The organism is Rhodococcus sp. MT28 (assembly GCF_058792695.1).
The window spans coordinates 432758-449062 of sequence record NZ_JBXAFD010000005.1 but is presented as its reverse complement, the minus strand read 5'-3'; the positions used below and the strand labels follow the sequence as shown (position 1 = coordinate 449062).

Here is a 16305-nt window from a genome sequence, read left to right as displayed (position 1 = left end):
ATCGCGCTGCTGCAAGGGGGAAAGGAACCCGGCGGTGAACCCCTCAAGCGGTCTTAACGTGGGTCTATGAGCCGTTGCCGGGCACGTAGAAACGCACCAACCATCAAGCGTTGGTCCCACCTGCCCCGAGCCGCACAGTGAGGCGACTCGGGGGGTGGGCATCAGGTGCTACGCGACAGCGAGGCCACGAAGCACACCGTGGGCGCGCTCGTTGCCGTACTTCAACCCGATCTCGCCGTAGATCTGCGTCTTGTCCGTCGCACCCGTCTTAGCGAGCTCTTCCTCGAAGAGGACGCCCTTGCCGGGGACGGATAGGAACACAGGTTCGATCTGCTCCAACGACAGGGCCACGATCGCGTCCTTCGGGAGAGCGCGGTCGACGACGATGTTCAGGTCACCGAAGTCAGTGACGATCCGATCGACCGCGACACCACCAATGGTGTGGCCCGTCGAAGTGCCGATCGAGCCGTTCACGTTCGATCCGTACGCAGTGGCGTACGCCTTCGTGATGCGCGTCTTCTGAATCGACGGCACGAACAGGGTGCGAGTCGCGCCCTGAGTCAGCCCGCCGTTGTCGAAGATGCCCTGTACGAAAGCGTTGATCCCGTCGATGCTCACACCAGCCGAGCCGGCGCCGGACACGCGCACGAACTTCGGTGCAGCGGTGCCGAGCGTGATCGCTGCACCACCGCGAGAAGCTGACACCTTGAACGTGTTCGCGGTCGGAGTGCCGGTCACGAAGTACGAACGATCCGCACGAACGCCAGTCGCCGCATCCACCTCGGTGAAAGCGATCTGGTCGCCCTCTGCGAGACCGTGAGCGGTCACAGTGACCGTGTCGGTTGCGGTAGCGGCGGTGACCTCAGCGACGGCGTACGACTTGTTCGTCTGGATCGACGACAGCAGACCACCCATGCGGCGGGCCTGCGTGTTGTCGGTCGGAACGAACTTCTTGCTGTGCCAGAACGAGTAGTTGGCGTCCATTGCGATCTGGGTGAGTGCCTGCTGCACCTGCCACGCATGCTCGTTCGCTACTGGGTTCCCGACACCGAGACCATCGCTGGAGTTGAACGGTGCGCTCTGTGCGGTCGCGACCTGAGCTGCTGTCGCAGACTTCGTGTAAGTCGTGCCGACAGCCTCGTGGAAGATCTGCACGACGTTCTTCACGTTCGCACGGACACGTGCCTCGGGGTTCGGGGCGTCGCCACCTTCCAGACGCGGACGAGACTCGGGGGCACGCAGATCCGCGGTCTGCCACTCGAACTCGGTGGCCCCGGTCTGCTTGCCGCCAGTGAGGCCACCCACAGCCGAAAGCAGAGGGGTGTCAGTCGGGGTGAGCTGAAACAGTTCACCGTGGTAGTTGGGAAGGTTGAAAGTGGTTCCGATACCGGTCAATCCGGCCATGGTGTTCTCCTGTGGGGGTTAGTTGGTGGCGTGCTGGCGCTGCTTGAGAGCGATCACCGTGGTGAAGTCACCTCGCGCCTGCGCTTCCTTGATCTGCTGTTCGATCGGCGCGGCCGCGGGGGCTCCCCCGACTGGGTTGCCGGACTTGCCGGCAGCAGCGGGTTTGGCTTCAGCGAGACGCTTCGCGACCTCAGCTACCTGGTCGGCGGGAAGCTTCGACAGGAGCGCGAGGTCCTTCTTGTCGGTGATGCCGTGTTCCATCGCGGCCTCGTAGACGGCGGCTTTCGCTTCCGCTGCTTCGGCGCGTGTCTTTTCGGCGTCGCGTTCCGCTTCGGCGCGCTGGGTGCCTTCGAGTTTGGCGAGGCGGTCCTTCTCCTGCGCCTTTTCGATGTCCGAGAGTTTCTTTTCCGCTTCCTTGCGGGCGGCGCGTTCGGCGTCGAGTGCCTTTTTGCCGCCTTCTCCGAGTTCTTCGGGCTTGCCGGTTTCGGTTGCCGTCGCGGCTGCCGTTTCCGTGGTCGCTGGTGCGGTGGTTTCGGTGGAAGTTTCGGTGGTGTTCTCTTCGGGCATCGTGTTCTCCTTGGTTGTGCTGCGTCGCGCAGCATCGATCGCCCGGAGACCATCGCGGTCAACGGGATTGGTTCCGCCATGCGGCGGGAAACTCTGGGGATCTATCAGCGTGTATTGGGAAAACCCGATAGATCAGCGTGCGCCGAGTCGTTCTCGGTTGAGCCGGCGCTTCAGGTCGTGTTGCGCGGTGTGAGCGGCGATCGCGGCTCGCTGCGCCTTCAACCGGGCAGCCAACTCGCGCTTCCTCGCTGGGGTGACTGCGACGGCCTGCTGCTTACGGGTGTCACGGATGTCCCGCTCCATCGCCCGCTGCTTCTGAGAAGCTGCGTACCCTGCCGGGTCTGGCTTGGTTTCGAACGTCCGCGACCCACCAGGGATGAACGCGCTGACAGCGTGTCCGCAGTTGTGTACAATTATGGAATCGGCTACATACCAACCACTTCCAGATTCGAGGTTGTACACATGCCCCGCAAACTCCCTCCGTTCGACATGGACGACCTGATCGGCCGCTACCAAGCCGGCGAGAGCATGAAGAGTCTCACGAGCATGTTCGACCTCAGTCCCTCGTACATCCGAAACCAGATGTCCAAGCGAGGCATTGCTCGCACCAGAGCCGAAGCCGACGCCCTCCGAAGTGCCAACGCAATCGGGCCCGACTGGACCACCGAGGCGATCCGACTCTACGAATCCGGCATGTCCCAAGCCGAGATCGGCGCTGTCGTCGGCAAGCATCAAGCCACCGTCTCCACCGTCCTCCGCAAGTACGCCGAGACCAGAGACGCCAGTGAAGCTGGAAGACTTCAGTGGGCCAAGCTGTCCCCGATCGAACGGCGACTGCAAACCCAAGCCGCTCACCACGCTGTCCGTGGCAAGACTCGAACGCTTGACGACCTCGAACGGCGTGCGCTCGGGAAGCAACTCGCTCAGTCTCACGCCACCGAACAAGAGCGGCACCTTGCGTCCGCCCTCAACAATCTCGGCATCGACACTGTGCTGCAACAAGCGGTCAGCAAATACAACCTGGACATCGGAGCCTCCCCCGTCGCCGTGGAACTGTTCGGCGGCGGCTGGCATGCTTACGGCCGTCACGCCGCTCGTATGCCTCAGCGCATCGAAGACATCGCCAATGCGGGCTGGAACATGCTGATCGTCTGGGACCTCAACTGGAAGTCCTTCGACCAGGCTGCCGTGGCGCATGACATTGCTGCCTACGTTGAGCAGTCCCGCCGCGACCCAACCTTCCGGCGTCAGTACCGGGTGATTTGGGGTGACGGAGAGTTCTACTCCGCTGGCAGTGTGGATGACGACCATCTCGCCCTCGTACCACCGACTGTCGCCAGCACGTATCCCGCTGGGAACTGAAACCAGGACGCCTGCCGGGAAGCAATTCGGGTGCTGGAAGCCTTTCGAGCGGGCTTCTCGCAGTGTGGCTTTGATCTTCACCTTCACTGCACGCCCGCCGGTCGCATTGGGCCGGATCACCGTTCCTGCCTCGCCATCCAACGAGAGGACTTGCCCTTCGTAGGGTTGGCATTGCGGTGCCGGATTGCTGTGCGAGGACACGACGATCAGGGTTTGACCGCGCTCCAACATCCGATCCGTATGCCCATCAATCAACTCTTGGTTGACGATGGTCCGCGACTTCATCTCGATATACGAGGCGAGGGACCAGTTGCGGCCGGCAGCATCTCGGAATCCGGTCACGCCACGTTTGGTGAGGATGTCGAGGGCTTGTTGTGCTGCATCCAGGCGTGTACCAGTCTGACCCGAATGGCGGGCGATGATCTGCGTTGTCACCTGCGAATGCAACTCCCCCGCAGCACCCGGAATCCGAGCAGTCACAGAAGAGAGCACCTGCTGCCCCGCGTAGATAGCGGCCCGAGTCTTCCGATCCCGAGCAGGTGTCACAGGCGGAACCGGCGGCACCTTCGGCAACGCCTTCAAGTCCTCGTCCGCAGCCTCCCTGCCCCGCTCCGCAGCACCCGCAACCGCACCCTCAACCAGTGCAGGCATCTGGGATTGCAACTGCAACGCCAACAACTGAGCCTGCTGCCGAAACCGCAACATCTCCGCCGGCTGCCGTGCTTCCCACTCTGGCGTGTCGATGCCCGCCACGATCGCTTCGGCGAGCATCGACATCAGAGCCAACTCGGCTTCGGTGTAGAGGTTGATGAGTTCGTCGGGGAGGCCTGCTGCTTCGGACGGGTCGAGCGCCATCGCCTACTCCTCAGCGGGTTTGACCTCATCGACCGGAGGTTCAGGCGGTTCAGGCGGGATGTTCGGGTCAGGATTCTGATCCGGAGGAAGCGACCCGAACGGCGAAGGAACCTGGTCCTTTTCGTCGATCCGCTTCACTTCCTCCTCGATCCGCTCCTCATCCCAGTCCTCATGCAGAAACGAGACTTTCGTGTGAGTCGACGCAGCACGACCGGCTTCCCAACCCTGAACCGTCCGAGACTTCGCCTCATCCGATTCACGAGCGAACTTCGGCCACTCGATCTCCAACTCCTCCGAAGGTGCAACACCCTTACCGGGGAACTTGGCGGCATCTATCTGCATGCAAATCGTCGCCAACGGACCGAGAGCAGCACCCCAATAGCGGGCCTTGCCCTTCGTGGTCTTGACCGTCAGTTCTTTCTTGCCCGTAGCCTCTGTCGCGGTCTGAGCGACCTCGTCGGACATGCCGAACGACACCGGGCTGTATCCGGTCGTCGACAAGACACGACGCAACAACAGTTCCGCGCCCTGATCATGCTCAAGTACCCGCAGCGCCGGTTGATGGAACTCGAACTTCGATTCGAGGTTGCCGTCGCCGCCGATGCCCTGCCCGACCTGTTGGAATATCTCCTGGTCCTCAGGGAGTGACACACCCCGGCCAGGGCCGTGGTTGGTGAGCAGTTGTTCGGAGGCGAACATGCGTGCCTGACCGATCCGGAACTCACGAGGCAGCGACGAATAGATCAGGTCGAGGCCTTGGAAGAGTGGGAACAGGTCCTGTCGGATGTCTGCCAGTCCGAGGTGTCGCAGTGTGGGGTCGTTGCGCCACTCCGGGTTCGGGAGCACGTTCGGGACGTATCGGGCAGCGAGTTCGTCGACGCCGAGGCTGACGTATCCGCCGGCCGTGTCATCGAAGCTGTCGAGTTCGATTCCCGCGGTGTCGGGGTGCGCTTGAAGGTCCATCGCTGTCCCGAGGTTCGTCGGTGTCCCCTTGTAGAGGGAGTGCAGGATGCGGCCCTTCTCGTACCGTTCCAGGTGCCGCCACACGTCCCGCTCATCCGACCCAGCGAGCTCCGACCAGAATGTGACAGCTTTCAAACGGCCCCAGGCGAACTCGGGGATTGCCTTGTCGACATCCACGAAATCGATCCACGCATTGTCGGCGACCGTGTCGTCCCATACGACCCGTTGATAGCAGCCACCCAACGCCGAGCACGATTCGAACGCGGTGAACAGGTCACCGTGGAAGGTGGGGGTGTTGAAGATCAGGTCCACGCGGTCTTGCAACGCCTTGTTGCCAGTGGGATCGATGATGGTGAGCGGTTCCGAACCTAGTTCCGATGCTGACAGTTTCGCGATGTCAGCGGGGATCGGGACGTGCAGCTTACGCGACGGCTTCGACGCGGACTCGGGTTTCCCGTACAGGAAGTCGGAGACCTTACCGACGACGCCGGCTTGTGCGAATGAACGACGGTTGGGGTTGGTGCGGTAGAAGTCGTCGAGTTTGAGTACGTCGCCTTCCCACCACACTTGTGATTCGCGGACTCGTGCGGAGACTTTCGCCAGCGCGGTCGGCGGCCACGCCATGTTCGCTTCGATCATGCGGCCACCCCTATTCGATTCGTTCATCAGGCAGGCGCGCTGCTGCATCGAGCGTTGGAATATGTGCCTGCCACATCGGGCGGGACGTTGAGACTGCGTAGCGGAGGGCATCGACAGCATGGTCGTTGAGTTTCACCGGCGAGTCCTCCCCTTTCTCTGCAGCCTTGGCATCCCACACGTAGCCGGGTATTTCGCCGAGCAGTTCGGTGCACGATGCGTGGATGAGTAGCTGCTCGGTGGAGAACAAGGATGCGACGAGTCCGATGCCGGCGCCGACCTTGTTCGATGCGTTGAAGTAGTTGTCGAATCCGTCGCGCTGCAACTGCACTTTGAAGACAGCGGCAGCGGGGTCGATGTACAAGTATTCGGGGGCATCGGTGCTGATGAACTGACGGAGGCTGCGCGAGTGATCGGTGGTGGTGCCTGAGCCTGGCGCCCATTCGGCCATTGCGTACAGCTTGTTGTCGACACCCAGGCCGAGTTTGATTCCTCGGGTTGGGTTGGTGGTGCCGTAGTCGATGCCGACACCGAGGATGCGTTGCATCTCAGGTAGTCGGTCGACGACATGACGTGCGGGATCGAACGATTCGTAGATGACACCATCCGCCATCGTCCACAAGCCTTTGATGAATCGGTCGTGCCACATGCCTGTGTACTGCGCCTGCAAACCTTCGATGTATCCGTCTGGAAGGTATGCCCGGTTGTCTTCGAGTTCGAAGTGGAACACCTTGTGTCCGCGTTCGTCTGCGCGGTCGATGTATCCGGTCTTGAGCCAGTTCCTTGGCCCATCAGGGTTGGTGGTTGTGAAGATCCGTGCGCCTGGCACAGACATGCGGGCGACGAGCTGGTTGAAGAACTCTTCGGCCACCAGCGTTGTTTCGTCGACGTATGCGAGGCAGATGGTCATACCGCGGATAGCTGCTTCAGCTCGAACATCGGATGCGCCGATGACGTGCACTGTGCGGCCGAAGATGTCCGCTGTCGGTGCGCCACGGTTGTAACGCACATGCTGCGCCATCACGCCGTACATGTTGTTGTCCTGCAACGGTCCGATCAGGTTCCGGAAGATGGTGTCGCGTGTCCGTCCGATGACCACGATCTCACCCTGCTCGGGGGCGTTCGCGACTCCGACGAGAAAAGCCAACAGGGATCCGACTGTTTTCCCGGATCGGACAGCGCCATGCCAGATGTTGACTCGGCCTTTCGAGGCATCAGCATCAGCGTGAGCGAAAGACTCCAGTTGCTTCTGAGACATCCGCAGACCGTTGAGCGCCATCAGTTATTCCTTTTCGTCGGCTAGTTTCTTCACCTGCTCGAACAGTTCGTTGAGCATCGACTTCGCGACGTCAGCGTCTTGGCCGGCACCCATGCGGGTCAGGTTTTCGTGGGACTTGATGAGGCGTTCGACTGCGGCGGTGAATTCAGCGACGGCTTTCGCGTCTGGCAGGTCGAGGATCTCGGTCACTGGCCCGTGTGGTGTGGAGACGATGACGGTGTACTGGTCCCAGATGCGTTCGCGGATGTTTATGGCGTCGGCTAGGACTGCGGCTGCGAGTTGCGCACGCGCCTGCGCGGACCTGTCAGCATTTTTCTGGCGCATTGCTTCGATGGCGGGGCTTGGTTCTTGCCAGAGTATTCCGAGTCGTTTTGCTCTTCGGCTGATGTCTGGTCTGGTGCATCCGATTTGGTCGGCTGCTTGTTGTTGGGTTTTTCCGAGTGCGTGGTGTTCTCGGAGTGTGGAGTCTTGTTCGGGTGTCCATTCCCATCGGGGCATTGTTCACCTCGTTTGGGGTGGTTATGTGCGTGTGTTGTGGATGTCTGTCAGGATTCGGTTGCGTTGGTCGAGGAGGGTGTCGATGGCGTTTGGGTTGCCTGCGCGTCGTGCTTGTTCGAGGTCCCATTCGTTTTGGTCGAGTTGGTCTTGGAGTGATTGCATTAGTGCCACCTCCACATGCGCCAGATTCCGGTGATTGCCCAGATGAGTAGGTCGCGGCTGGGCATTAGATGACCCAGAAGTTGATGAGCGCCCACGCGATGCGGATGGCTTCGATCAGGTCCAGGATTGTTTGCATCGGGCCTCCTGAAGTTGGTCCCCGGACGTGCACCCATGCCGAGTGGTGATTGCGGGTTGCTCCATCCGGGGGTTGCTGCACGTCCCTCACAAGGGGGCGCCGTTGTCTCAGGTCCGGCGCGGTGTGCAGCAAGTACACGAAACGCGACACCCGAGTTGTGATTGTCAGGTGTCGCGTACGCGCATAGCGTATCAGATGTTCATCCGTAAGCGTGCATAACTATGCAATCTTGTATGCGCGTCGGATGGATGCTGTTGCGTTTGAGATGAGTGTGTCGATGGTGTCGGCTTCGCTGTCTCCGATTTCTCGGGTGAATGGTTCGAGTTCGATGGTGATGTCTCCGAGTTGGGCGGACTTCACGGTGATGCTGATTGATGTCATCCTGCGATCCTGTTTCGTTGGGGTGTTGCGTAGTGGGCGTTGAGGATGTCGCCGAGTGTGTAGATAGGGGTTTTCTTGTCCGCGTAGCGGACCGGCACGATTTTGTGCTTTTCGGCGAGGTGGTTGATGCGTCGGATGGTGAGGCCTTGGGCGCCGATGTGTTTGGCGAGGGTGGCGATGCCTCGGGCGTTGAGTTGTTCGGCGTGTGCTTGGGCGAGGCGTTGTGGGTTGGGTTTGGGGATGGGTTGGAGGTGGCTTCGTCCGGATGCGTTGCGTGCGTGCCGGATTTCCGAAGTGATGTCGTGGTGTGCGCTTTCGCTGCCTTCGGTGGCTGCGAGGAGAAGTAGGTGTCGGCGAAGGAATGCTGCTGGGGTTTTGATGCCGCCGTTGGGTGGGTTGATGTTTCGGGTGTTGGCGAGCCAGTAGGCCCAGCCTTCGAGGCAGATGGCGAGTCGGTCGGCGGCGTCGAGGGCTGCGACGTTGAACGGCAAGGGTTGGGGGCGATCCCCTGTAGATACTTTGGGGTTCCAGTTGGCGGTGGCGATGCGGGGTTTCATTGCTTCGTGGAGGTCGTCGCAGATGTCGGGGGCATCTGCTAACGCGTCGTCGAGTTCGACTTGCTCCTGTTTTGGGATGAACCAGTGTTCAGTCACGGTGTCCTCCGATGCGGTGGCGTGCGCGGTCGTGGCAGGGTCGGCAGCGTCCTCGTGCGCCGTGTGGGGTGTGGCCTTCGATGCGTCGGGTTCGGGGCGCCATGGGGGTTCCGCATTCTAGGCAGGGTTGTCCGATGTCGATTCCGATGCGTCCGCCTGCCCCGGGGAGTGTTGCGAGGAGTTCGGCGAGGTGTGGGTCTCGTTTGAGTGGTGGCCGGCCGGGGATGGATCGGGCGTAGGCGTCGAGGGCTTTGGAGTCTGCGGGAGTCCATTCGAGGAGGTCAGTGGTCACCGGCGTGTTCCTTGATGATGGGGAGGATGGTGGGTAGGACCCATGCGCTGTAGGCCTGGATGATGCGGTCTTGGTTGGTTTTGGTTTGTGTTTTGAATTGTGTTGCGCTGTTTGGGTTGCGGAGGATTTCGTTGCGGGCCGCGGTTTGCAGTGCTTCGCGCAGTTGGGTTTCGAGGCTCATCCCGCCTCCCCCGGAGCGAAGAGGACGGTCGCGGGGAGGGTGGGTGCGGGCGTCCAACTTGTGCCGGGTGTCATCCATTCCGTCATAGATTCATCCGGCGGTGACCACTTCTCGTAAACGTCACCCAGTGAGTCCCGTATCACCGATTCGTGAGGCAGCGCATCCAACTCGGCGGCGCTGTTCACCGTGCGAGGCTTCAGTGCCTCAATCTTCTCGATGCACTCTTCCAGTTGGTAGGTCAGTTGTCCGGGCTTGCATCCGAGTGCGCGGCTGATGTACTGCTGCCAGCCGATTGCGCTCCGTTCCAGTTCGTCCCTCGCGGGTGTGGCCTGTGATCGGATCTCACTCACAACGACTCCTCAGAAGGCTTGGGTGTGATGTCCCTCGTCACGCACAGTGGAATCCCGAACCTGCACTGCTCGGATATGCAGCCCCAGGTTTTATCCGGGTCGATACACACGGTCTCGCTCATTGCTGTTCCCCTTCCAAAGCTGCGCGGACCGATGCGACATGCGCGTCGAACTCCACATACGGATCAACACCCTTGCCGCACTTGTAACTCACCCACGAGCCGCACGAGCATGCGATGTGATCGCTGCACTCAAGCTTGAGGCTCATCGGCACAACGCCATTCGGTCGGTGCGCTGCGATGAGGTCGGTCAACCCCGGATCAGGCGCGGTCACGACGACACCTCGTCATACGTCGCGGCGAACACGTCGGGTCTGCAGGGGTAAAACTCGCCCTGGACGCCCTTAATGATCCAGTCACCCTCGCGGACGTTCACCCAGGTGTCGTGCAGCCGATCGCGGATGACGGCGCTGTAGCCTTCCTTGCGACGCTGGTCGACCTCGTTGCCGGGAATCGGCTCTAAATCCTCGTCGTAGCAGTTGAATACCTCGTAGGAGTCATCTTCGCCGAGGACCATGAAGTCGGTGGCGACCATGTGTGGTGTGCCATCTTCCTTGCGGGAGACGACGAACTCCGTCCACTCCCACAGTGCGTCGGCGGTCTCATATCCGCCGTCCCACTGCATTGCCTGGACCTCGACGGGCTTCTTGCGGAATGTCTTCTCGGTCATGGTGTCTCCAATGCTTCGATGGTCGGGCAGGGCCAGTTCGTTCCGCAGCAATCGCAGTAGTCGTCTTCGCCGTAGCCCTGGTTGGATTTCGTGTGCAGTGCTTGGACTCGCTCGACAGCCGCAACCAGGGCCGGTAGTGCAGTCCGGGCGTGAGCAATGAACTCCGCATCGGCAGGACGGACGATCAGCTTCTGTGGTCCACGGACAGCGCTCTCGTCGTCAGGCTCGATCACATACGGTGCCGATGATGCCGCGTCCAGCCAGTTGTCGTCGTCCCAGAACCACGGTGCTGGTGTTGCTGCTGCCTCCAGCGCTTTCGTGTGCTCAACATCCACCCCAGTCACGAGGTCACCTCGTCATTCGAGTGCTGCTCGGCGCACAGTCGCATCACCAGCGCGCATTGCCACTCCGACAGCGACTTCCGCTCTTCACGCGCCGACCGCAAATTGTCGGCAGATGCACGAGCAGCCGCAGCGATACCATCCGATCCAGGATTGCCAAGCGGCCATACCCTCCACCTTCCAAGTGGCCCGTTGTGCCGGTAGTCATGCCATTGCTCCCATGCGGGCAGGCAGTCTTCGCAGAGGCTCATGCTCACCCCTCCTCGGCTGCAACGAACGGGGCGTACTTCCGGTTGATGTACGTGGTCGGGAGGATCGCCGTTTCGGGGGTGACCCAGTTGTCGCCATCCCATTCCCATATGTCGCCATCGCGATCGGTGAGTCGGCCAACGGTTTTCGGTACGTCTTCGATGCGATCCCACGGCCCTTCGAGCGTCTGCGGTCCGGTTTCGGTGGGGGCAGGGACAACCGGCGAGGAGGCGTAGTAAGCGCGGGCTATTTCCGCCGCGCAACGTAGGTAATCGCGTTCCTTCTCGTCGAATTCATCCCATCCGCCTTCCCAAATCAGTGCCATGCGCTTGGCGAGTTCGTCGGGGTCTCGTCCCTCCGCTTTCGTCTCCTCCTCGGCGGGTTCGGCAGGGGCGGGAGTGGTCATCCAATGTTGAGCGCCGCACACGCAGCCAGGGTCGTGGTTGTCGTTCTGGCATTCGTCGGCAGGGTCGAAGCGTCGTGGCTCCTGCGCGACAGCAGCGAGATTCGGGGCTTCCTCGGCGGGTTCGGTTGCCGGGAAGCGGACAGCGAGCCTGTACGCAGCCTCCCGGCTCGCAATGTTGCCGTACTGCATGGCACAGTTCGACACCGTTTGGACGTCCGCCCACTCCTCGGCGGTGAGCGACATCCCGCCGGCAGGGATGAGACGGCCAGTGGACTGGAGTTCAGCAAGAAGGTCGATCTGAGCTTGAAGCACGGCTCCGAGGTTTGCGATCATGGCGTCGGGCATCTGCATCTGGACGCCAATGGCGGCGCCGAGCTTCTCGAAGGTTTCGCGGATGATGTCTTCGCCGTTGTTGCTCATGGTGTGGGCTCGATTCGAATCTCGATGCGCGGGTTTTCGCGGTCCAGGAGGATGGTGTTTCCGCCGTCGATGACGTGATGGGTGTTGTCATCTGGGAACACTTTGTTCATGACGAGGGCGTCGAGCATGGCTTTGCGGAAGGCTCCGAGTCCGTCTACGTCGCGGCGAATCTTGTTGGGCGCGTATTGGATGATGCTGACTGTCGCCTGGTTGAGGGTGGGTATGGGTGTGGTTTGGAGTGCGGCTTTGATTTGCCATTGGATGCGGCGTTTCGCGGCTGTTTGTTTGCGGTAGTGGGCGCGCTCGTATTCGTTCATGGTGAGCGGTGGCCGGCCGGGGTGGTGGGTGTCGATGATGGTGAGGGTGTGGGTCATCGGCGTGCCTTGTCGAGTTCGGCGTGCGCTTGGGTGCAGGCTTCGCAGCGGCATTGGTAGCAGATGTAGCTGTTGTCGGTGCCGTGTGGTGCGTTGGGGTGGTAGGGGCGCCCGTTGTAGGTGATGCGTTGGATGCGGAGGCGGGCGCGGGATATTGCGGTGTTTTGTGCTTTGGTGCGTACGGGTGTGGCGGTGATGGTGTCGATGATCTGTTGGAGGTTCGGTCGGTCGTAGCAGACGGTGCAGAGGGTTCCTACGCCGTCGATGCGGCCGCGGGTGAGTCCGCGGGGTTGGTGGCATTCGGTGCAGGGTTCGATGTGGGGTGGGGTGGGTGTTGTTGGGGGTAGTGGTGTGGGTCGTCGTGGTGGTGTGGTGCGCCGGTTCGCGACTTTTGGCGCGGGGCGTCGGGTGCGGCGTTCGCGTTTGCGGTCTTCGGCGAGGAGTTGTTGGACGGTGGGTGAGAGTTCTATGGGTGGTAGGGCTTTCGGGATCATGAGGCGGTCGGCTTCGCGCATTTCGCGTCGGCAGGGCCCGCATTGGCCGCACAAGCCTGTGGGGCAGGATTGGGTGGAGAGGCTGGTTGCGATCATTTCCCTGCCGCCTGTTCGTGGGCTCGGTCCCATGCGTCGTTGTCTTCCCAGCGGTCGAGGGTGACGGGGTCGTCTAGTCCGTCGTCGTTGTCGAAGTGCGCCATCAGAACTCACCTACGAGCTTGCTGAAGTCCCGTTGGCTGATGTTGCTGGTGTTCGCGGTCATCTGCGCCTGTTGCAGGTCGGTGCGGGCTTTCGCCAACTGCTTCCGCGCCTGCTGTGCGGCGTCGACGAGGGCGTCCCGTTCCTGCGGCCCAATCCAACCCAAATCGAGGGCGGCTTTCGCGTTGTCGTCGCCGATCTTCGCGGCGAGCGTGGCGAGTTCTTCGAGGTAAGTGCTCATGCGATGGCCGCCTTTGCGATTTCGAGTTCTTCCTCCAGCTCGTACACGCGAGCTTCAGCACTATCGCGTTCCTGCTGGCAGTCGAACAGTGCTTCGTCGAGATCGGAAACCTGCGCTTCGAGTTCTTCGATCTTGTCGAGTTGTTCGTCGGAGGCGGTGCGGATTTCGTCGAGCGCTCGTGTCACGAGGTCGAGGTTGACGTTGATGCTCATGCTGCGTATCCGTTCAGGTATCCGGTGAGGGTGTAGGCGAAGGTGATGCATAGTCCGGTGAGGGTGACGGCGACGTAGGTTCGTCCGCGCCACAACTTGCGGCGTTCCAACCGTTCGTGCCGGCCGGTGTAGTCGTCCATGAGTGCGAGGGATTCGAGCCGGTCGCAATGCGAGGCAAGGGATCTCACAGTCGGCCCCCATTGGTGTCGAGCTGCGTCAGGCAGTCCTCGCACACGAAATAGTCACCGAATCCGGGATCCGTGTACGCACTGAGGTTGATGGAGGTGCAGTTGCCGCACACCGGAGCATTCACAGCGCGGGCAGAGGCGATGAGTTCAAGCGCGGGCACACCAGTCCGGTGCCGGCCACGCGAACGAAAAGTGAGAACAGTCATGACATTCCTTCCGATTTTTGGTCCCGCTGCAACGGGATGCTCCAACTGTAGACAATCATCATGCGTCACGCAAGACGCATGACTCACACGGTAAAAGGATTTACCGCCTGGCGTCTTGCGTCCTACGTGACAGTTGCCCGCTCTCAGTAAGCCGCCAGCGGGCGAACGAGCATGATCCGGCACATCCACCCCGACGAGCACCTTCGGATCGCCAAAATTCGTTTCAGCCCCACTTTCCGCAAATCTGATCATTTCTTCGCCGCTGCCATCCGCTCAACGGCCTCAGCCACACCAACCCGAGGCTGCAACGCCAACCGAACCTGCACACGAGAGAACAACTCCGCACGCTGCTGCTCGGACAAATCGATCGCCGGGGAACGACCCAACGCCACCCGACGAACATGCTTCTGCGCCAGCGGCGGCGGAAACCCCATGTCCTCCAGCTCGTACGCCATCGTCAACATCTGATCCCGCTGCTCATCGTCGAGCGCACCCAGAGCCTCGAAGTACGCGGCACGCGCATGGTTGACGATCGACGCCGGCAACGGCCGGAACCCTTCATCTTCGATCCTGTACGCCCGTGCCACACCAGCGAGCAAGTCCTCGCGGCTCAGATGCGAACCGGCGAAGACTTCGGCCCACGCCTTGACGAGAGCTTCGCCGGGGTTCGGGAACCACGGATCGTTCGCGGCGCACTTCGCCAGCACCAACGCTGACGTTTCGATCCACTCGTTCATGCGAGTTCCTTCCTGGTGTTCGGGTTGGCGAAGGCGAGGAAGCCTTGGACTTTCTCGTCGGACTTCGATGTCGGTGTGGTCGCTGGGGTCGCTGCCCGGTTCGCGGACTTGTGAACGAATCCGGGAATCATCGATGGGGCTGTCATCGGCGACGCTGCCCAGTCCTGGATCCCTGCTTCGATCTGCTCCCGACTCACCCCTGACTTGAGGCATCCGTCGACAGCTTGAGCGATCTTCGAAATCAAATCGCCCGGGACTGGCGACGGGCAGGACTCCGAGTAGGCCCTGGCGATCAGATGCGCCTCAGCGGAGTGCGCTGTCCCATTGAGATGTTCGGCGATGTCTCGCACTCCCCGTGGTCTCGCCTGCGCGTCTCTTAGGTGAGGTGAACTACTTACGTAAGTAAGTAGTTCTTTCTCTTTCTCTATCTCTATCTCTATCTCTGCTTGATTCTGCTTGAGGTCCTGCTTAGCAGCTGCTAGCCCGTCTGCTTGCGTTTCGTTGGCATGAGCCCGGTTCGCTGCCCTGGCCTTGCCTCCCTTCTGACCTGCGGCAATCTTCTCATTTCGAGACTTTTCGATCTCCGCAATGGTCTGATTATGTTCGGCATAGTCGTGAACAATCGCGACATTTTTTGATGCAACAATCGTGATCGCTCCGCAAGATTCCACCGAAATTCTGTTGCGCTTTGTTCCCATCTTCACCCACACAGGCAGGGGTAGATTGCCGTCGTTGGGGTACTCACGGCAGTGCATGATGGCTTTCACGATCAACCACTTCTGCCCGTCCGTGAGGTTGATGTACTTCGGATTGCGGTCCATATCCACCGCCAGATTGATATAGATCCGCTTGTCTTTGGGCACGGTGGGGCTGTCCTTACTTACGGCGGTTGTGTCGTTCGTAGCGGCGTCGAGTGCCAGGGCGGGCTGACACCGGATCCGGTCGCGGCCGGAAGATCGGATCGGAGTACACGATCTTCAGGGTTTCTTTGATGTCAGCTTCGGTGACCCGCCACTTGTTGGCGATCTTCCTGCCTGGCCACCTCTTCAGGCGCAACTGCTCCCGGTAATAGTTGGGGCTGCATCGGAGGCGTGGTGCCGCTTCGTCAATGGTGAACACTTCGTCGGGTGGTACGTGCCGGCGTTGTTCGGTGGTGGTCATGCTGCTTCTCGTTTCTCGTGTGGGATGTACAGGTGGTCGCGTTGGACGACGATGCAGTGGCAGAGGCCGCCGCGTGGGTGTCCGTTGTCGAGGCAGATGGTGTATCCGTGTTTGTCTTTGTGGACGATGGTGACTTCGCTGAGGGCGCTGTAGGTGCCGATGTTGGGGTGGGTGACGGGCACTCGTAGTGAGGCTTCGCGGATCATGCGGCGCCTTTCCAGACTCGGTTCGGGTTGGAGTGGCGTTCTTTTCGTGCAGGTTGGCACCATCCGGTTTGGGCGATGTGGCCGCGGCGTGATGCGTTGCCGATGATGGATGAGAGGACGTTTCCGTTGCCTGCGCGGAGCCAGTCCCGTGTTTCGGGTGGGACTGCGTCGCGGACGTGGTCAGCACTGAACTCGCGGCCGGATCGGATGAGTTCTGTGAGGGCGGTTTCGATGCGGTTGGGGTGGTCGTGGTGTCCGACTGTCGCGGCTGCGAGGGCTGCGTCTTGCCCGTCCAACCTGAGCTGCTCACCAGCAGAAGTCATGCTGCATCCTTCTGAGTTTCGAGGATTGATGGGTCGATGTAGTACGGGCCGCCTGGATCAGGTTGGCCGCAGAACGCTTCGTGCTGAGGCCAGCCTTCGAC

26 protein-coding genes are annotated in these 16305 nt (G+C 61.1%); all 26 read right to left on the bottom strand.

The genetic code is table 11. The features are described 5' to 3' along the window. Positions 1 to 168 precede the first annotated feature (168 nt). Positions 169 to 1404, bottom strand: a complete 1236-nt coding sequence (locus tag AC1Q6C_RS21980) for an SU10 major capsid protein (RefSeq protein WP_492666798.1) — start codon at positions 1402 to 1404, stop codon at positions 169 to 171. Between the two features lie 18 nt (positions 1405 to 1422). Then, complete coding sequence (locus AC1Q6C_RS21975; RefSeq protein WP_492666797.1) at positions 1423 to 1971, bottom strand: hypothetical protein; 549 nt, start codon at positions 1969 to 1971, stop codon at positions 1423 to 1425. Positions 1972 to 2103: 132 nt separating this feature from the next. After that, the gene (locus tag AC1Q6C_RS21970) at positions 2104 to 4188 is read right to left on the bottom strand and encodes a phage minor capsid protein (protein ID WP_492666796.1); all 2085 of its coding nucleotides are present in this window, start codon (positions 4186 to 4188) and stop codon (positions 2104 to 2106) included. A gap of 3 nt (positions 4189 to 4191) precedes the next feature. Further along, positions 4192 to 5790 (bottom strand): hypothetical protein, encoded by a 1599-nt coding sequence (locus AC1Q6C_RS21965; RefSeq protein WP_492666795.1) that lies wholly within the window; start codon positions 5788 to 5790, stop codon positions 4192 to 4194. Between the two features lie 10 nt (positions 5791 to 5800). Further along, entirely contained in the window at positions 5801 to 7066 is a 1266-nt protein-coding gene (locus tag AC1Q6C_RS21960) for a PBSX family phage terminase large subunit (RefSeq protein WP_492666794.1), read from the bottom strand. Between the two features lie 3 nt (positions 7067 to 7069). Further along, a complete protein-coding gene (locus AC1Q6C_RS21955) occupies positions 7070 to 7390 on the bottom strand; it encodes a hypothetical protein (RefSeq protein ID WP_492666793.1) in 321 nt (106 codons plus the stop codon). Between the two features lie 691 nt (positions 7391 to 8081). Continuing rightward, entirely contained in the window at positions 8082 to 8243 is a 162-nt protein-coding gene (locus AC1Q6C_RS21950; RefSeq protein WP_158656582.1) for a hypothetical protein, read from the bottom strand. Beyond that, positions 8240 to 8896, bottom strand: a complete 657-nt coding sequence (locus tag AC1Q6C_RS21945; RefSeq protein WP_492666792.1) for a hypothetical protein — start codon at positions 8894 to 8896, stop codon at positions 8240 to 8242. Before AC1Q6C_RS21945 ends, AC1Q6C_RS21950 begins: the two co-directional genes overlap by 4 nt. Beyond that, positions 8889 to 9188: a hypothetical protein gene (locus tag AC1Q6C_RS21940; protein ID WP_336874445.1), complete on the bottom strand. Its 300-nt coding sequence runs from the start codon at positions 9186 to 9188 to the stop codon at positions 8889 to 8891. Before AC1Q6C_RS21940 ends, AC1Q6C_RS21945 begins: the two co-directional genes overlap by 8 nt. Beyond that, positions 9178 to 9369 carry a hypothetical protein gene (locus tag AC1Q6C_RS21935; RefSeq protein ID WP_492666791.1) on the bottom strand — a complete coding sequence of 64 codons (192 nt, stop codon included), beginning with the start codon at positions 9367 to 9369 and terminating at the stop codon, positions 9178 to 9180. The genes AC1Q6C_RS21940 and AC1Q6C_RS21935 overlap by 11 nt, the downstream gene beginning before the upstream one ends. Then, entirely contained in the window at positions 9366 to 9719 is a 354-nt protein-coding gene (locus tag AC1Q6C_RS21930) for a hypothetical protein (RefSeq protein WP_492666790.1), read from the bottom strand. Before AC1Q6C_RS21930 ends, AC1Q6C_RS21935 begins: the two co-directional genes overlap by 4 nt. A gap of 118 nt (positions 9720 to 9837) precedes the next feature. Further along, positions 9838 to 10053, bottom strand: a complete 216-nt coding sequence (locus AC1Q6C_RS21925; RefSeq protein ID WP_166502085.1) for a hypothetical protein — start codon at positions 10051 to 10053, stop codon at positions 9838 to 9840. Further along, on the bottom strand, positions 10050 to 10448 hold the full coding sequence (locus AC1Q6C_RS21920; protein WP_492666789.1) for a hypothetical protein: 399 nt from the start codon (positions 10446 to 10448) through the stop codon (positions 10050 to 10052). Before AC1Q6C_RS21920 ends, AC1Q6C_RS21925 begins: the two co-directional genes overlap by 4 nt. Next, the gene (locus AC1Q6C_RS21915) at positions 10445 to 10792 is read right to left on the bottom strand and encodes a hypothetical protein (protein ID WP_492666788.1); all 348 of its coding nucleotides are present in this window, start codon (positions 10790 to 10792) and stop codon (positions 10445 to 10447) included. Before AC1Q6C_RS21915 ends, AC1Q6C_RS21920 begins: the two co-directional genes overlap by 4 nt. A gap of 250 nt (positions 10793 to 11042) precedes the next feature. Next, positions 11043 to 11864 (bottom strand): hypothetical protein, encoded by an 822-nt coding sequence (locus AC1Q6C_RS21910; RefSeq protein WP_492666787.1) that lies wholly within the window; start codon positions 11862 to 11864, stop codon positions 11043 to 11045. Next, positions 11861 to 12238, bottom strand: a complete 378-nt coding sequence (locus tag AC1Q6C_RS21905) for a RusA family crossover junction endodeoxyribonuclease (RefSeq protein WP_336874435.1) — start codon at positions 12236 to 12238, stop codon at positions 11861 to 11863. The genes AC1Q6C_RS21910 and AC1Q6C_RS21905 overlap by 4 nt, the downstream gene beginning before the upstream one ends. After that, positions 12235 to 12753: a hypothetical protein gene (locus tag AC1Q6C_RS21900; protein ID WP_492666786.1), complete on the bottom strand. Its 519-nt coding sequence runs from the start codon at positions 12751 to 12753 to the stop codon at positions 12235 to 12237. Before AC1Q6C_RS21900 ends, AC1Q6C_RS21905 begins: the two co-directional genes overlap by 4 nt. A gap of 178 nt (positions 12754 to 12931) precedes the next feature. Continuing rightward, the gene (locus AC1Q6C_RS21895; protein ID WP_209908209.1) at positions 12932 to 13171 is read right to left on the bottom strand and encodes a hypothetical protein; all 240 of its coding nucleotides are present in this window, start codon (positions 13169 to 13171) and stop codon (positions 12932 to 12934) included. Next, positions 13168 to 13383, bottom strand: a complete 216-nt coding sequence (locus AC1Q6C_RS21890; protein WP_492666785.1) for a hypothetical protein — start codon at positions 13381 to 13383, stop codon at positions 13168 to 13170. Before AC1Q6C_RS21890 ends, AC1Q6C_RS21895 begins: the two co-directional genes overlap by 4 nt. Then, positions 13380 to 13571: a hypothetical protein gene (locus tag AC1Q6C_RS21885; protein WP_492666784.1), complete on the bottom strand. Its 192-nt coding sequence runs from the start codon at positions 13569 to 13571 to the stop codon at positions 13380 to 13382. The genes AC1Q6C_RS21890 and AC1Q6C_RS21885 overlap by 4 nt, the downstream gene beginning before the upstream one ends. Beyond that, positions 13568 to 13777: a hypothetical protein gene (locus tag AC1Q6C_RS21880; RefSeq protein WP_492666783.1), complete on the bottom strand. Its 210-nt coding sequence runs from the start codon at positions 13775 to 13777 to the stop codon at positions 13568 to 13570. The genes AC1Q6C_RS21885 and AC1Q6C_RS21880 overlap by 4 nt, the downstream gene beginning before the upstream one ends. A gap of 248 nt (positions 13778 to 14025) precedes the next feature. Next, entirely contained in the window at positions 14026 to 14514 is a 489-nt protein-coding gene (locus AC1Q6C_RS21875; RefSeq protein ID WP_492666782.1) for a hypothetical protein, read from the bottom strand. After that, on the bottom strand, positions 14511 to 15377 hold the full coding sequence (locus tag AC1Q6C_RS21870) for a hypothetical protein (RefSeq protein ID WP_492666781.1): 867 nt from the start codon (positions 15375 to 15377) through the stop codon (positions 14511 to 14513). The genes AC1Q6C_RS21875 and AC1Q6C_RS21870 overlap by 4 nt, the downstream gene beginning before the upstream one ends. Positions 15378 to 15390: 13 nt before the next feature. Continuing rightward, positions 15391 to 15675 carry a hypothetical protein gene (locus AC1Q6C_RS21865; RefSeq protein ID WP_492666780.1) on the bottom strand — a complete coding sequence of 95 codons (285 nt, stop codon included), beginning with the start codon at positions 15673 to 15675 and terminating at the stop codon, positions 15391 to 15393. Continuing rightward, positions 15672 to 15881, bottom strand: coding sequence for a hypothetical protein (locus AC1Q6C_RS21860; RefSeq protein ID WP_492666779.1), 210 nt, complete (start codon positions 15879 to 15881; stop codon positions 15672 to 15674). The genes AC1Q6C_RS21865 and AC1Q6C_RS21860 overlap by 4 nt, the downstream gene beginning before the upstream one ends. Then, entirely contained in the window at positions 15878 to 16204 is a 327-nt protein-coding gene (locus AC1Q6C_RS21855; protein ID WP_492666778.1) for a hypothetical protein, read from the bottom strand. Before AC1Q6C_RS21855 ends, AC1Q6C_RS21860 begins: the two co-directional genes overlap by 4 nt. Positions 16205 to 16305: the final 101 nt, after the last annotated feature.

Bases quoted from the DNA above. Each gene is read 5' to 3' on its own strand.
- AC1Q6C_RS21860 (WP_492666779.1), bottom strand. From the start codon at position 15,881: ATGATCCGCGAAGCCTCACTACGAGTGCCCGTCACCCACCCCAACATC.
- AC1Q6C_RS21980 (WP_492666798.1), bottom strand. From the start codon at position 1,404: ATGGCCGGATTGACCGGTATCGGAACCACTTTCAACCTTCCCAACTAC.
- AC1Q6C_RS21975 (WP_492666797.1), bottom strand. From the start codon at position 1,971: ATGCCCGAAGAGAACACCACCGAAACTTCCACCGAAACCACCGCACCA.
- AC1Q6C_RS21965 (WP_492666795.1), bottom strand. From the start codon at position 5,790: ATGATCGAAGCGAACATGGCGTGGCCGCCGACCGCGCTGGCGAAAGTC.
- AC1Q6C_RS21895 (WP_209908209.1), bottom strand. From the start codon at position 13,171: ATGAGCACTTACCTCGAAGAACTCGCCACGCTCGCCGCGAAGATCGGC.
- AC1Q6C_RS21960 (WP_492666794.1), bottom strand. From the start codon at position 7,066: ATGGCGCTCAACGGTCTGCGGATGTCTCAGAAGCAACTGGAGTCTTTC.
- AC1Q6C_RS21890 (WP_492666785.1), bottom strand. From the start codon at position 13,383: ATGAGCATCAACGTCAACCTCGACCTCGTGACACGAGCGCTCGACGAA.
- AC1Q6C_RS21900 (WP_492666786.1), bottom strand. From the start codon at position 12,753: ATGCGCGAAGCCGACCGCCTCATGATCCCGAAAGCCCTACCACCCATA.
- AC1Q6C_RS21910 (WP_492666787.1), bottom strand. From the start codon at position 11,864: ATGAGCAACAACGGCGAAGACATCATCCGCGAAACCTTCGAGAAGCTC.
- AC1Q6C_RS21970 (WP_492666796.1), bottom strand. From the start codon at position 4,188: ATGGCGCTCGACCCGTCCGAAGCAGCAGGCCTCCCCGACGAACTCATC.
- AC1Q6C_RS21905 (WP_336874435.1), bottom strand. From the start codon at position 12,238: ATGACCCACACCCTCACCATCATCGACACCCACCACCCCGGCCGGCCA.
- AC1Q6C_RS21950 (WP_158656582.1), bottom strand. From the start codon at position 8,243: ATGACATCAATCAGCATCACCGTGAAGTCCGCCCAACTCGGAGACATC.
- AC1Q6C_RS21855 (WP_492666778.1), bottom strand. From the start codon at position 16,204: ATGACTTCTGCTGGTGAGCAGCTCAGGTTGGACGGGCAAGACGCAGCC.
- AC1Q6C_RS21955 (WP_492666793.1), bottom strand. From the start codon at position 7,390: ATGCGCCAGAAAAATGCTGACAGGTCCGCGCAGGCGCGTGCGCAACTC.
- AC1Q6C_RS21935 (WP_492666791.1), bottom strand. From the start codon at position 9,369: ATGAGCCTCGAAACCCAACTGCGCGAAGCACTGCAAACCGCGGCCCGC.
- AC1Q6C_RS21920 (WP_492666789.1), bottom strand. From the start codon at position 10,448: ATGACCGAGAAGACATTCCGCAAGAAGCCCGTCGAGGTCCAGGCAATG.
- AC1Q6C_RS21865 (WP_492666780.1), bottom strand. From the start codon at position 15,675: ATGACCACCACCGAACAACGCCGGCACGTACCACCCGACGAAGTGTTC.
- AC1Q6C_RS21875 (WP_492666782.1), bottom strand. From the start codon at position 14,514: ATGAACGAGTGGATCGAAACGTCAGCGTTGGTGCTGGCGAAGTGCGCC.
- AC1Q6C_RS21880 (WP_492666783.1), bottom strand. From the start codon at position 13,777: ATGACTGTTCTCACTTTTCGTTCGCGTGGCCGGCACCGGACTGGTGTG.